Source organism: Aquimarina sp. MMG016, assembly GCF_018100805.1.
In the GTDB taxonomy this organism is placed as follows: domain Bacteria; phylum Bacteroidota; class Bacteroidia; order Flavobacteriales; family Flavobacteriaceae; genus Aquimarina.
The window spans coordinates 86,262-101,596 of the sequence record NZ_JAGJEA010000003.1; the positions used below are offsets into that span (position 1 = coordinate 86,262).

General features: G+C 32.7%; 13 protein-coding genes. 5 read left to right on the top strand and 8 right to left on the bottom strand.

Going from position 1 to position 15,335, the window contains the following annotated elements; translation table 11 throughout:
• The first annotated feature begins 212 nt into the window (after positions 1 to 212).
• Together J8M14_RS06650 and J8M14_RS06655 are read left to right on the top strand one after the other, a co-directional pair.
• Positions 213 to 3,347, top strand: coding sequence for a tetratricopeptide repeat protein (locus J8M14_RS06650; RefSeq protein WP_211073818.1), 3,135 nt, complete (start codon positions 213 to 215; stop codon positions 3,345 to 3,347).
• 41 nt (positions 3,348 to 3,388) lie between these two features.
• Positions 3,389 to 4,399, top strand: a complete 1,011-nt coding sequence (locus J8M14_RS06655) for an NAD-dependent epimerase/dehydratase family protein (protein WP_211073819.1) — start codon at positions 3,389 to 3,391, stop codon at positions 4,397 to 4,399.
• Here the strand turns inward: J8M14_RS06655 and J8M14_RS06660 are convergent.
• The 3 genes from J8M14_RS06660 to J8M14_RS06670 are packed head-to-tail and all read right to left on the bottom strand — an operon-like array spanning position 4,374 to position 6,957.
• On the bottom strand, positions 4,374 to 4,886 hold the full coding sequence (locus J8M14_RS06660; RefSeq protein ID WP_211073820.1) for a DUF4296 domain-containing protein: 513 nt from the start codon (positions 4,884 to 4,886) through the stop codon (positions 4,374 to 4,376). The genes J8M14_RS06655 and J8M14_RS06660 overlap by 26 nt on opposite strands.
• Positions 4,883 to 6,223: a dihydroorotase gene (locus tag J8M14_RS06665; protein WP_211073821.1), complete on the bottom strand. Its 1,341-nt coding sequence runs from the start codon at positions 6,221 to 6,223 to the stop codon at positions 4,883 to 4,885. The genes J8M14_RS06660 and J8M14_RS06665 overlap by 4 nt, the downstream gene beginning before the upstream one ends.
• Positions 6,224 to 6,225: 2 nt before the next feature.
• Complete coding sequence (locus tag J8M14_RS06670) at positions 6,226 to 6,957, bottom strand: polyprenol monophosphomannose synthase (RefSeq protein ID WP_211073822.1); 732 nt, start codon at positions 6,955 to 6,957, stop codon at positions 6,226 to 6,228.
• A gap of 839 nt (positions 6,958 to 7,796) precedes the next feature.
• Here J8M14_RS06670 and J8M14_RS06680 point away from each other — a divergent pair.
• Entirely contained in the window at positions 7,797 to 8,543 is a 747-nt protein-coding gene (locus tag J8M14_RS06680) for a uroporphyrinogen-III synthase (RefSeq protein WP_211073824.1), read from the top strand.
• Positions 8,544 to 8,621: 78 nt separating this feature from the next.
• Here J8M14_RS06680 and pckA read toward each other — a convergent pair whose 3' ends face one another.
• Both pckA and J8M14_RS06690 read right to left on the bottom strand, forming a co-directional pair.
• On the bottom strand, positions 8,622 to 10,238 hold the full coding sequence (pckA, locus tag J8M14_RS06685) for a phosphoenolpyruvate carboxykinase (ATP) (RefSeq protein WP_211073825.1): 1,617 nt from the start codon (positions 10,236 to 10,238) through the stop codon (positions 8,622 to 8,624).
• Between the two features lie 67 nt (positions 10,239 to 10,305).
• Positions 10,306 to 10,689 (bottom strand): DUF423 domain-containing protein, encoded by a 384-nt coding sequence (locus tag J8M14_RS06690; protein ID WP_211073826.1) that lies wholly within the window; start codon positions 10,687 to 10,689, stop codon positions 10,306 to 10,308.
• A gap of 152 nt (positions 10,690 to 10,841) precedes the next feature.
• Here J8M14_RS06690 and J8M14_RS06695 point away from each other — a divergent pair, with 152 nt between their 5' ends.
• Complete coding sequence (locus tag J8M14_RS06695; protein WP_211073827.1) at positions 10,842 to 12,212, top strand: saccharopine dehydrogenase C-terminal domain-containing protein; 1,371 nt, start codon at positions 10,842 to 10,844, stop codon at positions 12,210 to 12,212.
• Positions 12,213 to 12,363: 151 nt separating this feature from the next.
• Positions 12,364 to 12,834: an Lrp/AsnC ligand binding domain-containing protein gene (locus tag J8M14_RS06700; protein WP_211073828.1), complete on the top strand. Its 471-nt coding sequence runs from the start codon at positions 12,364 to 12,366 to the stop codon at positions 12,832 to 12,834.
• Positions 12,835 to 12,887: 53 nt separating this feature from the next.
• Here the strand turns inward: J8M14_RS06700 and J8M14_RS06705 are convergent, their stop codons facing one another.
• The 3 genes from J8M14_RS06705 to J8M14_RS06715 form a co-directional block, all read right to left on the bottom strand.
• A complete protein-coding gene (locus J8M14_RS06705; protein WP_211073829.1) occupies positions 12,888 to 13,589 on the bottom strand; it encodes a zinc metallopeptidase in 702 nt (233 codons plus the stop codon).
• Between the two features lie 126 nt (positions 13,590 to 13,715).
• The gene (gene ald / locus J8M14_RS06710) at positions 13,716 to 14,831 is read right to left on the bottom strand and encodes an alanine dehydrogenase (RefSeq protein WP_211073830.1); all 1,116 of its coding nucleotides are present in this window, start codon (positions 14,829 to 14,831) and stop codon (positions 13,716 to 13,718) included.
• Positions 14,832 to 14,965: 134 nt separating this feature from the next.
• On the bottom strand, positions 14,966 to 15,226 hold the full coding sequence (locus J8M14_RS06715) for a SemiSWEET transporter (RefSeq protein ID WP_211073831.1): 261 nt from the start codon (positions 15,224 to 15,226) through the stop codon (positions 14,966 to 14,968).
• Positions 15,227 to 15,335: the final 109 nt, after the last annotated feature.

Here is a 15,335-nt window from a genome sequence, read left to right on the forward strand (position 1 = left end):
TTAAAGTAACATTTTTAGTTTCTTTGTTATTAATTATAAACAACTATTCATTTTAATCCTTGTAATCGTATAGCTTGATGATAGTTTCTAAACTTCCCTATAAAAGCATTCTCCTTTTCATTATTCTTTTTGTATTTCAAAACCATATCTATTCTCAATCTGTAAAAGATACTATCCTTGCCACTCAATTTTATAAAAAGGCAGATTCTTTGATGAAAAACCGAAATTTTCCTGAGTCAATAAAAGCTTTCAACAATGCTTTAGCACTTTATGAAAAGGAAAAGAAATGGAATAGAGTAGCTAGTTGTTATAACAAAATTTCAGAGAATCACTGGCGTAACAACAATGCAAAAAATTCTTTGCAAAATGCGAAAAAGGCCTTAGATATAAGCAATGCTTATCTTAAAAAAGATAATCAGGAAGAAGCATTTGCTTACGACAATATTGGCATATATTACGAAAACTCCTCACGTTATGATGACGCCTTGTCTTACTATAAAAAGGCTTTAACGATAAGACAAAAATTATTTAGTAAAAATCATCCTGACCTCGCAATCTCTTATAGCAATTTAGGAATTATCAATCTCACAACCAGCAAATACTATGAAGCTTTACAGAATTTTGAAAGGGCATTAGTTATCACTTTAGAAACATTAGGACAAGATCATTTAAAAACAGGTGGGATTTACAGCAATATGGGAAACTGTTTTTATGGTCTTGGAAAATTCGATAAATCTATAGAGTATTTCAAAAAATATTCAGAAATAATAGCAAAAAACTTTGGTGAAAATCATTTCAACATGGGGATTGTATATACCAACCTGGGGGCAACATACAATACAATTAATCAATTTAGTAATTCAGAGTATTTCTATAAAAAGGCATTATCCATCTTTATTGAAAATAAATATACTACAGGCATAAGCAATCTATACACCAACCTGGGAAATCTTTATCAGGAGAATGGAGAATATGACAAATCAATAATATACCATAAAAAAGGCTTGGCTATTGGTTTAGAGGTTTATGGAGAAACTCATCCTAATGTTGGAAAAGCATATAATAATATTGGCAATTCTTATTCTTTTAAAGAAGAAAATAAAGAAGCTCTTAAATATTATGATAAAGCATTAAAAATTTATAAAACCGTTTTTGGAGAAAACCATAAAAGCATTGCAACAACCTATAATAATTTAGGCATTTTATATGCTCGTGAAAAAAAATATGACACAGCATTAAATTATTATGAAGAAGCTATAAGGATACTTAAAAACTTTGTCAATCAGGACCATCCACAAATAGCATTCTATAATAATAACATTGCTGATCTTTATGCTAAAATGGGACAACCCGAAAATGCACTATTATATTTTAAAAAAGGGTTGAATATGGTGCAAAATAGATACGGAAAAAAACACCTTCTTACCACCTCATACTATATAAAAATTGCAAAAGTTTATAATCAACTAGAAAAGTATGAAAATGCTATAGCATATTTTGACAAGGCGCTGACCACAAATAACAAGAACCAGAACATTAAAAATTTTGATAACACTTTTAATGTTAGTGAAAATTACAATCCTTCATTGTTATTAGAAACAGTGCAGGGAAAAGCCAAAACATTCCAACTAAAGTTTCTAGAAAACAACATCCTAAAAGAACTAGAAAGAAGTGCTTCTTTATTTAAAGAAGCAGATATTCTTATCAATAATATAAGACAATCCTACAAAAATCATAAGGATAAATTAAGTTTTGCCAAACAGACTAAAGAAACCTACTACAATGCTATAAAAACACATCTGTTAAAACATCAAGAAACGCAAAAGCAAGAATCCTTAGAAAAAGTATTTTACTATATTGAAAGAAGTAAAAGTAATATCCTTAAGGAGTTATTAGATGATAATTTCTCTAAAAACTTTTCAGGGATACCAAAAGAACTATTAGTACTAGAAAAAAAATTAAAAACAAATCGAGCTTTCTACACTTCGCAAATCATAAATAATAATTCAAAGACTTCAATTGATAGTTTAAAGATCAAAGAATATGAAAATCAATTATTTGCTATTGACACTAAACAAGATTCTTTGATAAAAAAATTAAAAACTGAATATCCACAATATTATCAGTTAAAACATAAAAATGAATTGATGTCGCTCTCTGAAATCCAAAAAAAACTTGACAATGAGTCAACTCTATTAGAGTTTTTTACTGCTGACGTCAACACCTATGTAGTCATAATTTCTAAAAGAAATGTTTCGGCAAAAAAGCTTGTTACACCTAAATTAGATAAAAACATTCAACTACTCAGACAATCTATTACAAACAAAAATACTGCTAACTATAAGAAATTTGCTTCAGCATTGTACAAAGAACTAATTACTCCTATCAAAGATCAAATTATTGGAGACAACCTAATTATTGTTCCTGATGGACCACTTTGGCATCTAAATTTTGATCTGCTACTTACTGAAAATGTTGATTCTAATAATCCAAAACAACTATCATATTTTTTGAATGACTATGCGATAAATTATGCAAACTCAGCAAACCTACTATTCAATTCTTTTAAAAGTGACCAAAAATCCGAGAAAAAGGAAGAATGCCTAGCATTTTCCTTTACTGATAGCTCCAATATTGTAAATTCTAAAGCAATAAGTTTGGCTACACTTAGAGGTTCTGTAGATGATCTGCCAGGGACACGAAAAGAAATTAAAGCTATCTCTAATATAGTTAAGGGACAATATTATTATGGGTCAGAAGCCATCGAAGCAAATTTTAAGAAAAACGTTGGCAAATACAATATCCTTCATCTTGCACTTCATGGCGAAGTTGATAATGAACACCCAGAGAAATCTAAACTCTTTTTCACTAAAAGCAAGGATACTTTAGAAGATAATCTTTTATATAGTCATGAATTATTTGCCATAGATATACCAGCAGAATTAACTGTTCTTAGCGCCTGCAATACAGGGACAGGTAAAATTGCTAAAGGAGAAGGTATTATGAGTCTAGGAAATGCTTTTCAATATGCTGGAACAAAGAGCTTATTGTTAACAAGCTGGGCGGTTTCTGATCAAACTACACCTGAACTTATGAAATATTTCTACTCAAACCTAAAGAAAGGGATGAACAAATCAAAAGCCTTACAACAAGCAAAATTACAATATCTAAATAATGCTGCGGTGAATCGCACAAATCCTTTTTACTGGGGAGGGTTTTACTTATTAGGCAACTCAAATGCTATTGATTTTAGTGATAATAATTTTTCATATATAATTTTTGGGTTAGTAGGACTAGGAATTATATTACTAAGTTTATTTTGGTATAAACAGAAAACAAAAAACTAATACGAGTTAATTGTTTACTTTAGTCATGAAGAAAATTTACCATGATACTAGTCACAGGAGCAACAGGTTTAGTGGGCACACACCTATTAGTGAAGCTAATACAAGAAAAGAAAAAAGTCAGAGCTTTATACAGAACGGAAAAGAAAAAAGAGCAAGCTAAAAAAGTCTTCTCTTCTAATTTTTCTGAAGATGGTGCTGCGTTATTTGATTCTATCGAATGGTTTAAGGCATCTATTAATGATGTCCCTTTACTTTCGGAAGCTTTTAAAAACATTACTCACGTATATCATTGTGCCGCCCGGATAACCTTTAATCCTTCTCATTATAAAAAATTGCGAAAGATCAATATTGAAGGGACAGCTAATATTGTCAATCTTTGTTTAATACACGATGTAGAAAAGCTTTGTCACGTAAGTTCTATTGCGGCTCTAGGAGATGACCCTTCTAAATCTTCTTTGGACGAAAAAGCTGAGTGGAACCCTGAGATTCCTAATTCTGTCTATGCTATAACCAAATACGGGGCAGAAATGGAGGTATGGAGAGGAACCCAGGAAGGCCTTAATGCAGTCATTGTAAATCCGGGAGTTATCATTGGACCAGGTTTTTTTAATACTGGTAGCGGATATCTTTTTAAAAAAATATATACCGGAATGAAATATTACACAACAGGAACTACCGGATATGTAGCTATCAACGATGTAGTCAATGTCATGAATCAGTTGATGGAGGGTCATTATAATAAAGAAAGATATATTCTGGTAGGAGAAAACTTAAGTTTTAAAACTGCTTTTTCTATGATGGCAGAAGCACTTAACAAACCTGTTCCAAAAAAGAAAGCCTCACCATTCTTGATGAAAATTGCATTTTACTTACAATTATTTAGTAAAACTTTCTTTAGAACAAAACGTACTATATTTAAGTCTTCCATTAAAAGTGCATTTTCGACAACAATGTATAAAAATGATAAAATAAAAAAGGAGTTAACTTATAGTTTTACACCTGTAAAAAAAGCAATTCAGGAGACAGCTACTGCTTTTTTAAAGCAGATTTAAATCTTTTTTTCTTAGCTTCTATGATTTCAGACTCCATTAATTCCTCATGACTTAAATCTTCAAGACTAATTTCATCTTCATCCAATTCTATTCCTTTTGCTCCTTTAATAGAATCTGCAATTTTTTTGATAGAATCCTCTTTCTTGCTCTGCTTCTCATATTTCAGCTTTTCTTTTTCAAGGTTATTTTTTACTCTAGCAAAAATCTGCTGATAATCTTTTAATTGACTTGTATACCAAGCATTACTATTTGCAAAAACTAAACTATCAACCCCATGTTTTTTAAGAATATAAGCTTCTGGGTTGATTTTTTTCTGTTCCAAAACTTTTCGATAAGCACTTTTAGATGCTTTAATAAAAGCTATTTCAGTAAGCATTTCTACCATTTTATCTTCACTTATCAAATTATCAGGTTTTGAAACCTTATCAACACTCTGACAAGAAAGAAAGACTATAATGGTAAAGAAAAATATTATCTTTTTAATCATCTATCGAAAGTTAATCGTTGCGCATTCTTTACATCATAGAACTTAAAGTTTTTATATACTAACGCTCCATTTACAAAAGTGTGCGTAATTCTGGATTTAAAAGTAGTACCTTCAAATGGAGACCAACCACATTTATAGGCAATATTGTCTTTATTAACAGTCCAGGGAGCATTTAAATCGACCAAAACGGCATCTGCACAATACCCTTCTTTAATATATCCTCTTTTTTCTACCTGAAATAAAATCGCAGGGTTATGGGACATTTTCTCCACGATTTTTTCTATTGAAATTTTACCTTGATGATAAAACTCTAACATTGCAGGAAGTGCATGCTGCACCAATGGCCCTCCTGAAGGAGCTTTGGTGTATACGTTATCTTTTTCTTCGGCTGTATGTGGAGCATGATCTGTGGCAATTACGTCCAATTTATCATCCAAAAGCCCCTGAAACAAAGCTTCTCGATCATTTGCAGTTTTCACAGCCGGATTCCATTTAATATGGGTTCCTTTGGTATCATAATCCTTATCAGAAAACCAAAGATGATGTATACACACCTCGGCCGTAATTTTCTTTTCTTTCAAAGGAATTTTATTGGTAAACAATTCTAACTCCTTTGCTGTAGACAGATGAAAAACATGTAGTCTGGCACCAGTTTTCTTAGCCAATTCGACAGCTCTTGAAGAGGATAAATAACAAGCTTCTTCACTCCTGATAATAGGATGATACTTCAGTGGAATATCATCTCCATATTGTTTCTTATACGTTTCGGTGTTATTTCTAATTGTTTGTTCATCTTCGCAATGTACAGATATTAAAAGATCTGTAGACGAAAATATCTTTTCTAATACTTCAGGATCATCAACCAACATATTTCCTGTAGAAGAACCTAAAAACAGCTTAAGTCCTGCCACATTTTTAGAATCTACTTTTAAGATTTCTTCTAAATTATCATTTGTTCCACCAAACATAAAAGAATAATTGGCAGAACTGGTCTTTGCAGCAATGGCAAATTTCTCTTCTAGTTTTTCTATCGTTGTGGTCTGAGGAACTGTATTCGGCATTTCAATAAAAGAAGTAATACCTCCAGCGATAGCTGCTCTAGATTCTGTTTCGATATTTGCCTTATGAGTTAAACCCGGTTCTCTAAAATGTACCTGGTCATCAATTACTCCAGGTAATAAATATTTACCTTCAGCATCAAAAATTTGTACATCAGGAGATTTTGCACTGATCTGCGGAGCAATCTCTTTAAAAAAACCATTTTCTATATAAACATCACCATTAAAGATCTCTCCTTCATTGACGATATTAGCATTTTTAATAAGCACACTCTCCATAATCATATTTCGTAACTATTAAACAAACTTTTTATTTTCATTGTAAGCACTCCAAAAACGGCTTCAGAAATAATTCCTTTACTCATTTTTGAAGTCCCTCTGGTTCGATCTGTAAAGACAACCGGAACCTCTTTTATATTAAATTTCAAAAGATATGCTTTGAATTTCATTTCTATTTGAAAAGCATATCCTACAAATTTTATCTTATCCAGATTTATTTTCTCTAAAACCTCTCTTTTATAACAGATAAATCCAGCCGTTGTGTCATGAATATTCATTCCTGTAATAAAACGAACATATTTAGAAGCCAACCAAGACAGTAATACTCTAGTCATTGGCCAATTCACCACATTCACTCCGGTAACATATCTGGAACCTATAGCTACATCAGCATTTCCTTTTGAACAGGTATTATACAATCTAATAAGATCATTAGGGTTATGAGAGAAATCCGCATCCATTTCGAAAATATATTCATAAGAATGCTCCAACGCCCATTTAAACCCCGCAATATATGCTGTACCTAATCCTAATTTCCCTTTTCTTTCCAATAAAAAAAGACTGTCCTTATATTCAGATAGTAATTCTTTTACCTTATCAGAAGTCCCATCAGGAGAATTATCATCTACTATAAGAATATTAAAATCACGCTGCAAAGAGAACACATTTCTGATAATACGTTCTATGTTTTCAATTTCATTATAGGTAGGTATAATTACTAAAGCGTCCACCATTTAGGCTGTTTTCAGGCAAATATAACTAAATAATCAGTAGCTATTTTTTAGTTTTTACAGTAAAGTCCATCTATTAAAGTACAAGTAATTTTAGATTTCATATACTTTATTTTATAAACAGACAGTTATAGTTTAATTTTACGAACTTTATCAAATATGGAATTTATTACCCGAGATATAATAACAACCAATTGGATAACTATTTTAATAGTAGCATCTCTTGCATTATTAGCCACTGCAAAGCTAATGAATCAAGGAAGGTTTGCAGATTTTATAATGCTTTTCAACAATAATAAATATATACTTTTACAACAAAAGTCTAATAAAATATCTACCCCATTTAATATTATTCTAATTGCTTTTCAGATTATATCTATATCCTTATTTATCTATATCTGCTGGAAAACTTTTGATTTACACAACACTACAACTAATGCTTTTCTATATCTAAAAATAGCTACGGTTTATGGAATGATTGTTATTTGTAAGCTATTAGTCGAAAAAATTATTGCGACAATTTTTTCTATGGATACAATTATTGATGATTATTTATTTTATAAAATATCATATCGCAATTTTTTGGGTCTAATTTTATTACCTTTTAGTATAATCTTCATATATACTGCAATACCTTCAAAAATTGTGCTAATTGTACTGCTAATAATTTTATTAATACTAAACCTTATTGTATTAATTTCTACCTATAAGAAAAATGAAAACATTATTTTAAATCACTTGTTCTATTTTATTTTGTATCTTTGCGCTCTTGAAATTACACCGTATTTTATACTGTATAAGCTTATTAAGTAATTGGTAGGATCTTTACAAAAAGAATATTTATGAAAGTGAAAACAATTTTGGTCTCACAACCAGAGCCTAAAGTAGAAAATTCACCTTATTTTGATCTGGAGGAAAAAGAAAAGGTAAAAATAGACTTTATACCTTTTATTCATGTTGAAGGAGTTGATGCTAAAGAAGTAAGATTACAAAAAGTGGATTTGTCACAATACACTGCTATAATTCTTACTAGTCGTAATTCTGTTGATCATTTCTTCAGAATTGCTGAAGAAATGAGGTACAAAGTTCCTGATACACTTAAATACTTCTGTCAGAGCGAAGCAGTTGCTTACTATTTGCAGAAATATGTAGTTTATCGAAAGCGAAAAATTTATGTTGGAAAGCGAACTTTTCAAGAATTATCCCCTTTGATTAAAAAGTATAAGAATGAGAAGTTCTTATTGCCATCATCGGATAAATTAAAGCCTTTGATTCCTGAGACTCTAGATGGTCTAAAAATAGATTGGAAGCAAGGAGTTTTTTACAAAACTGTAGTTAGTGATTTATCTAACCTTAGAAATGTATTCTATGATGTATTAGTTTTCTTTAGTCCATCTGGAATTCAATCATTGTTTGAGAATTTTCCTGACTTTAAACAAAACGAAACTCGTATTGCTGTATTTGGAAACTCTACGGTAAGAGCTGCAGAAGAACACGGATTAGTAGTTGATATACAGGCTCCAACTCCTGAAACTCCTTCTATGACCATGGCACTTCAGAAATATATTAAAGAAGTAAACAAGAAGTAATTAGTAATACTTTTTAAAACATAAAAAAGGCCTGAAAATTCGATTTTCAGGCCTTTTCTTTATATCTATATTCTATATCTAAAATGCATAACGCTGTGGTCCTCCTCTTCGGATTTCCTCATTGGCATACGACTCGAACTTTTTAAAATTCTCTCTAAATGCATTTGTTAACTTAAATGCTGTTTTATAATATGCTTCATCATCATTCCATGTAGCTCTTGGACTTAAAACGCTATCCGGAACACCCGGACAGGTTCTTGGTTGCGCTACTCCGAATACAGAATGAATATGATAATCATCATAAGAATACAATCCTAAATCACCATTAAGCACAGCCTGAATCATTGCCCTTGTATATTTAAGCTTAATTCTGGTTCCTACACCATAAGGTCCACCGGTCCAACCCGTATTCACCAACCATACATTTACTCCGGCTTCATTCATTTTCTGAATCAACATCTCAGCATATTTAGCAGGGTGCAAAGGCATAAAAGGAGCTCCAAAACAAGCCGAAAAAGATGGAGTAGGTTCTACAACACCAGCTTCTGTTCCTGCCACCTTAGCAGTGTATCCTGATATAAAGTGATAAGCCGCCTGACTTGGCGTTAGCTTTGAGATAGGAGGAATTACTCCAAATGCATCTGCCGTTAGGAAAAATATATTCTTTGGGTTCTTACCAATAGAAGGTTCTTGTATGTTTTCAATATGATGTATGGGATAACTCACTCTGGTATTCTGAGTGATAGAAGTATCTGCATAATCCACAACACCTTCATCGTTAATGATCACATTCTCTAGAATTGCTCCTTCTTTTATAGCAGCATATATTTCAGGTTCTTTTTCTGAAGACAAATCAATCACCTTTGCATAGCAACCTCCTTCAAAATTGAATATTGTATTTTCTTTAGTCCAACCGTGTTCATCATCACCAATTAACTTGCGATTAGGATCTGTAGACAAAGTAGTTTTACCGGTTCCTGAGAGCCCAAAAAATATTGCAGTATCTCCATTATCGCCTACATTAGCAGAACAATGCATTGGTAAACAGTTTTTTTCTACCGGCAATATGAAATTCAAAGCAGAAAATATTCCTTTTTTGATCTCTCCAGTATATCCGGTACCTCCGATCAATGCAATTTTTTTAGAAAAATTTAGAATCGCAAAGTTATGTTGACGAGTACCATCAATTTTAGCATCCGCCATAAAACCAGGAGCATTAATTACTGTCCATTCCGGATCAAAATTTTTCAATTCCTCATCGGTAGGCCTTAAAAACATGTTGTAAGCAAACATATTGGACCACGGATACTCATTAATTACTCGTATATTCAATCGATAATCTGTATCTGCACAAGCATAACTGTCACGTACAAATATTTCTTTTCCAGAAAGATAATCAGTTACTTTATCATATAATGCATCAAATGCACCAGGATCAAAAGGAATATTAATATCACCCCACCAAATCTTGTCTTCGGTAATATGATCTTTGACAATGAAACGATCCATTGGGGAACGTCCAGTAAATTCACCAGTATTAATTGCCAGTGCTCCTGATTCTGTAATTCTCCCTTGACCTTTTTGCACTACTTCTTCCTGAAGTTCTTTAGGCGATAATTGGTAGCGCATTGTAGCATTTTTTATCCCGTAATGCTTTAACGAAAACGTTTTCGTAATTGGATACAGTGATTCCATAAAAATATGTTGTGTTAATTATGTCGTACAAAATTATAAATAATAATTACACCAACCGTCAAAAAAACTACTTAATCTTAAATAGGGAAATAATAAAGAGAATCCACCCAAAAATTAACAAAAAACCTCCTAAAGGTGTAATAAAACCAATACTTGATAAAGAAATTCCTAAAACCTCATCTATTACCAAAAGGTATATTGACCCCGAAAAAAGGGTGATTCCACCCAAGAAAAGATAGAATATTCTCTTCTGTGATTTAGAGGGTAAAATGGTCATATTGCCCAAAACGACGCAAACGATTGCGTGATACATTTGATATCTCACTCCCGTAGTAAAAGAATCTATGCTATCCGCATCTACTAATTTTTCTAATCCATGCGCTCCAAAAGCTCCTAAAAGTACCGCAATTAATCCTAAAATGGCTCCTGTAATCAAAATCGTTCTATTCATTGCTTTATTACAATATGTTGGTCTTAAAATTCTTAAAATATTATGATTTATATATTTTTACTCTGTATACATAATTAATACATCAAAAATGAGCTTTTTTTTCGTGTCTTATTTATTACATTCGCATCAAAGTTATCAAAATAAATACATCTATGCGAAAGATTCTGGTTATTGGCGCCGGCAAATCTACAGCCGTTTTAATTAAATATTTTCAGGACAAATCTCAATCAGAGAATTTACATATTACTATTGGAGATATCTCCATTAAGAGCGCCACAAATCTAGCTGGAAATCACTCAAATACCAAAGCAATAGTACTGGATGTTTTTGATAAAATCTCCAGAGAAAAAGCAATCCAAGAAGCAGATATAGTAGTATCAATGCTTCCGGCAAGGTACCATATTGAGGTCGCCAAAGATTGTTTGAAATTTGGTAAAAATATGGTTACCGCCTCTTATGTAAGCGCAGCAATGGAAGCTCTGGATCAGAAGGTGCGGGAGAAAGGGCTCATTTTTATGAATGAGATCGGTGTAGACCCGGGAATTGATCATATGAGCGCTATGCAAGTCATTGATCGCATTAGAAATCAAGGTGGTAAAATCATTCTTTTTGAATCCTTTACAGGTGGTTTGGTAGCTCCGGAAAGCGATACCAATCTTTGGAACTATAAATTTACCTGGAATCCGAGAAATGTAGTAGTCGCCGGACAAGGTGGAGCAGCAGAGTTTTTACAGGAAGGCGCTTTTAAATATATTCCATATCACAAATTATTCAGAAGAACAGAATTTCTAGAAGTTGAAGGTTACGGTCGTTTTGAAGCATACGCCAATCGAAACTCTTTAAAATACCAAAGTATTTACGGATTAGATGATATTCTTACTTTATACAGAGGAACCATTAGACGAGTAGGATTCTCAAGAGCCTGGAATACCTTTGTACAACTAGGGATGACAGCAGATGATTATATTCTCGCCAATTCTGAAAATATGAGCTATCGTGATTTTACGAACTCGTTTTTGGCATATTCTCCAACCGATTCTGTAGAGTTAAAGCTTCGCCACTACCTAAAAATAGATCAGGATGATATTATGTGGGATAAATTATTAGAACTTGACCTATTTAATCCAAATAAAAAGATAGATATCCCTAATGCTACGCCTGCTAAAGCTCTCCAGAAAATTTTAATGGATAAGTGGACATTAGACAAAGGAGATAAGGATATGATTGTCATGTATCATAAATTCGGTTATGAATTACATGGAAAACGAAAACAAATTGATGCTACTATGGTGAGCATTGGAGAAGACCAAACCTATACAGCAATGGCCCGAACTGTAGGTTTGCCCGTAGCTATGGCTGCTTTACGTATTCTTAATAAACAAATCACTTCAACAGGTGTACAAATCCCTATTAAAGAAGAAGTGTACAAGCCTATTTTAAAAGAATTAGAAGAATACGGTATTATCTTCAAAGAAATAGAATGTGACTATCTAGGTTATAATCCTGACGGAGCGAAAGGGTGAACCGACTTATGAATACTATTAAAAAATTATAATTTAATCATTACTATATTTTGTAATTCTGGTAAAAATTAAAACCTATTTAATCTAAAAACTATATCATTTTCAAACCTTTTCTTGTATTTTTGGTTTCAAACTGTAATTCAGCTCTACTTTGAAAGATCAAAATAGTAATTTAAAAATCGATGGTATTGACAAAGAGATTCTTCGCAACCTTATGGAGGATGCTCGTAGACCTATTTTAGAAATTGCCAGAAAAGTCGGGATATCGGGTGCTGCTATTCATCAGCGTTTACGTAAACTGGAAGCTTCAGGCCTTATAGCTGGGTCTAAATTTATTATTGACCCAAAAGTGTTAGGATATAAAACCATGGCTTTTGTTGGAGTATTTCTGGATAAAGCAGTGAGTAACCCTAAAGCGGTAAAACAACTTCAAGAAATCCCTGAAGTAATCGAATGCCATTACACAACGGGTAACTGGTCCATTTTTATTAAAATCTTATGTAAGGATAACGAACATTTGATGAACGTTTTGAATAAAGAAATTCAGGCTATTGAAGGTGTATCAAGAACAGAAACTTTTATTTCATTAGATCAACAAATTGATCGACAGATTAAGATATAAAAATCCTCATAGACATTTATACCCATTAGGCAATTCTCTTATTATTAGAAAATTTAATCCCTCCTACCTAAGATTTGCAAGGCAAAATATAATAAAGTCGCAAGTGAGCCTACAGCCGCAACAACATATGTTCGAGCTGCCCATTTCAGAGCATCTTTAGCTCCAGAGTGTTCTTCCTGCGTAAGCATATTAGTATTTTCTAACCACACCAATGCTCTTTTACTAGAATCATATTCTACAGGTAATGTAATAAAACTAAATAACGTACTTGTCGCATATAATCCTAATCCTATCATTGCCACAGTTTGCCCCATTTGCATACTAGCCATTAAAGCAATACCTCCCATAATTACCCACATAGACATTTTGGAAGCTATACTAACCACCGGAACTAACTTGGAACGCATTGTTAACCAGCCATAAGCAGTCGCATGCTGTACTGCATGTCCTACTTCGTGTGCCGCTACTGCTGCGGCAGATGCATTACGCTGATTGTACACACCTTCACTAAGGTTTACTGTCTTTTTTATAGGGTTGTAATGATCTGTTAGCATTCCAGGAGTAGAAATCACTTGTACATCTGTAATACCATTATCTCTAAGCATCTTCTCAGCAATTTCAGCACCACTTAATCCATTTCGCAAATGTAATTTTGAGTAATGATTAAACTTACTTTTCAAACGCGAACTCACCAAACCACTTATTAGAGCAATTGCTCCAACAATTATATAATATCCTAAATAACCTGAAATCATAATTATACTATTTACACTTAATAAATATAAAAAAAGTGTTTTTAAACTACTACTTATAAAGCAAAAACCTCGCCATAATAGCGAGGTTCTTGGTTAAATAAACTTGAGTTAGCCAATAAGTCGAGTTTAATTTATATATGCTTCTACATCTTTTAAAGGTAAGTCAAATACCTCTGAAATTGCAGGATACACTACATCTCCACCAATAACATTTAATCCTTTTTTAAGCGGTTTATTTTCTACACAAGCAGTTTTCCAGCCTTTATTTGCCAATTGCACTGCATATGGCAAAGTGACATTAGTTAATGCCAAAGTTGACGTATATGGCACTGCACCTGGCATATTTGCCACAGAATAATGCACTACATCATCAATAATATACACAGGATCCTGGTGAGTAGTAGGCTTTGTTGTTTCAAAACAACCTCCTTGATCTACGGCAACATCAACCAATACAGTTCCTGGACGCATCTCTTTTAACATGTCGCGAGTGATCAATTTTGGTGCTTTTGCCCCAGGAATCAATACTCCACCAACAATAAGATCTGATGTTTTAATATGCTTACGAATCGTATATTCATTAGAATACTCAGTATTCACATTTGCAGGCATCACATCATCAAGATATCTCATTCTTTTTGCACTAATGTCCAAAATCGTAACATCAGCACCCATTCCTGCTGCCATTTTAGCAGCTTGAGTTCCTACAACTCCTCCTCCAAGAATCAAAACCTTAGCCGGAGCTACTCCAGGAACACCCCCAAGAAGAATTCCTCTTCCTTTTAAAGGTTTTTCCAAATATTTTGCGCCTTGTTGTATAGACATTCTACCAGCTACTTCACTCATTGGAGTTAATAACGGCAGGCTGCGATCAGGGTCTTCTACAGTTTCGTAAGAAATACAAACAGAACCACTATCAATCATAGCTTTGGTTAACACTTCGCTAGAAGCAAAATGAAAATATGTAAATAGTAATTGATCCTTTTTAATCAATTTATATTCTGGTTCTATGGGTTCCTTTACTTTAATGATCATTTCTGCAGTTTGATATACCTCCTCAATAGTCGGTAAAATCTTTGCTCCAGCATTGATATATTCATCATCACTAAATCCGCTTTGAAGTCCAGCATCCTGCTGTATGAAAACGGTATGACCATGTCTAACAAGTTCCATTGTTCCTGCAGGCGTAACACCCACTCTGTTCTCGTTATTCTTGATCTCCTTAGGAACACCAATTATCATATTCTTAATTTTTGGTCGAAAATAGAAGTTTTTCTGAAATAAAACAATAAATCACATACTAAAAATATCTTATCAATAATTTTATCGGGTTTTCATTTAATTTGTTAAAAAACAGAAGACCTTAATAATTTATATCAATTTTTATATCGATATTTAAAATACAGTAGTAGAAATCCTGAAATAGCAGTAACTAAGTTAGCTAAAATTATTGGTAAACTATCAATCAAAAAGCCATAAATCAGCCAGCAAAGCACTCCCGAAACAAAAATTAACAACATAGATAGTGACAAACTATCTGCAGATTTTAGCTTCCAGGTTTTATATACTTGTGGCAAAAAAGCTGCTGTAGTTAGTGTAGCAGCTACCAATCCAAGGATTTCTATGGCATCAATCATATTTTATTTCTAAAAGACAATTAAAAGTCTAGTGTCACACTGAGCTTGTTGAAGGGCTTTAATATTCCTGAATAAAAAGTCTTCGACAAGCTCAGACTGACAAAAAAAT

Bases quoted from the DNA above. Each gene is read 5' to 3' on its own strand.
- J8M14_RS06650 (WP_211073818.1), top strand. From the start codon at position 213: ATGAAAAACCGAAATTTTCCTGAGTCAATAAAAGCTTTCAACAATGCT.
- J8M14_RS06655 (WP_211073819.1), top strand. From the start codon at position 3,389: ATGATACTAGTCACAGGAGCAACAGGTTTAGTGGGCACACACCTATTA.
- J8M14_RS06660 (WP_211073820.1), bottom strand. From the start codon at position 4,886: ATGATTAAAAAGATAATATTTTTCTTTACCATTATAGTCTTTCTTTCT.
- J8M14_RS06665 (WP_211073821.1), bottom strand. From the start codon at position 6,223: ATGGAGAGTGTGCTTATTAAAAATGCTAATATCGTCAATGAAGGAGAG.
- J8M14_RS06670 (WP_211073822.1), bottom strand. From the start codon at position 6,957: ATGGTGGACGCTTTAGTAATTATACCTACCTATAATGAAATTGAAAAC.
- J8M14_RS06680 (WP_211073824.1), top strand. From the start codon at position 7,797: ATGAAAGTGAAAACAATTTTGGTCTCACAACCAGAGCCTAAAGTAGAA.
- pckA (WP_211073825.1), bottom strand. From the start codon at position 10,238: ATGGAATCACTGTATCCAATTACGAAAACGTTTTCGTTAAAGCATTAC.
- J8M14_RS06690 (WP_211073826.1), bottom strand. From the start codon at position 10,689: ATGAATAGAACGATTTTGATTACAGGAGCCATTTTAGGATTAATTGCG.
- J8M14_RS06695 (WP_211073827.1), top strand. From the start codon at position 10,842: ATGCGAAAGATTCTGGTTATTGGCGCCGGCAAATCTACAGCCGTTTTA.
- J8M14_RS06705 (WP_211073829.1), bottom strand. From the start codon at position 13,589: ATGATTTCAGGTTATTTAGGATATTATATAATTGTTGGAGCAATTGCT.
- ald (WP_211073830.1), bottom strand. From the start codon at position 14,831: ATGATAATTGGTGTTCCTAAGGAGATCAAGAATAACGAGAACAGAGTG.
- J8M14_RS06715 (WP_211073831.1), bottom strand. From the start codon at position 15,226: ATGATTGATGCCATAGAAATCCTTGGATTGGTAGCTGCTACACTAACT.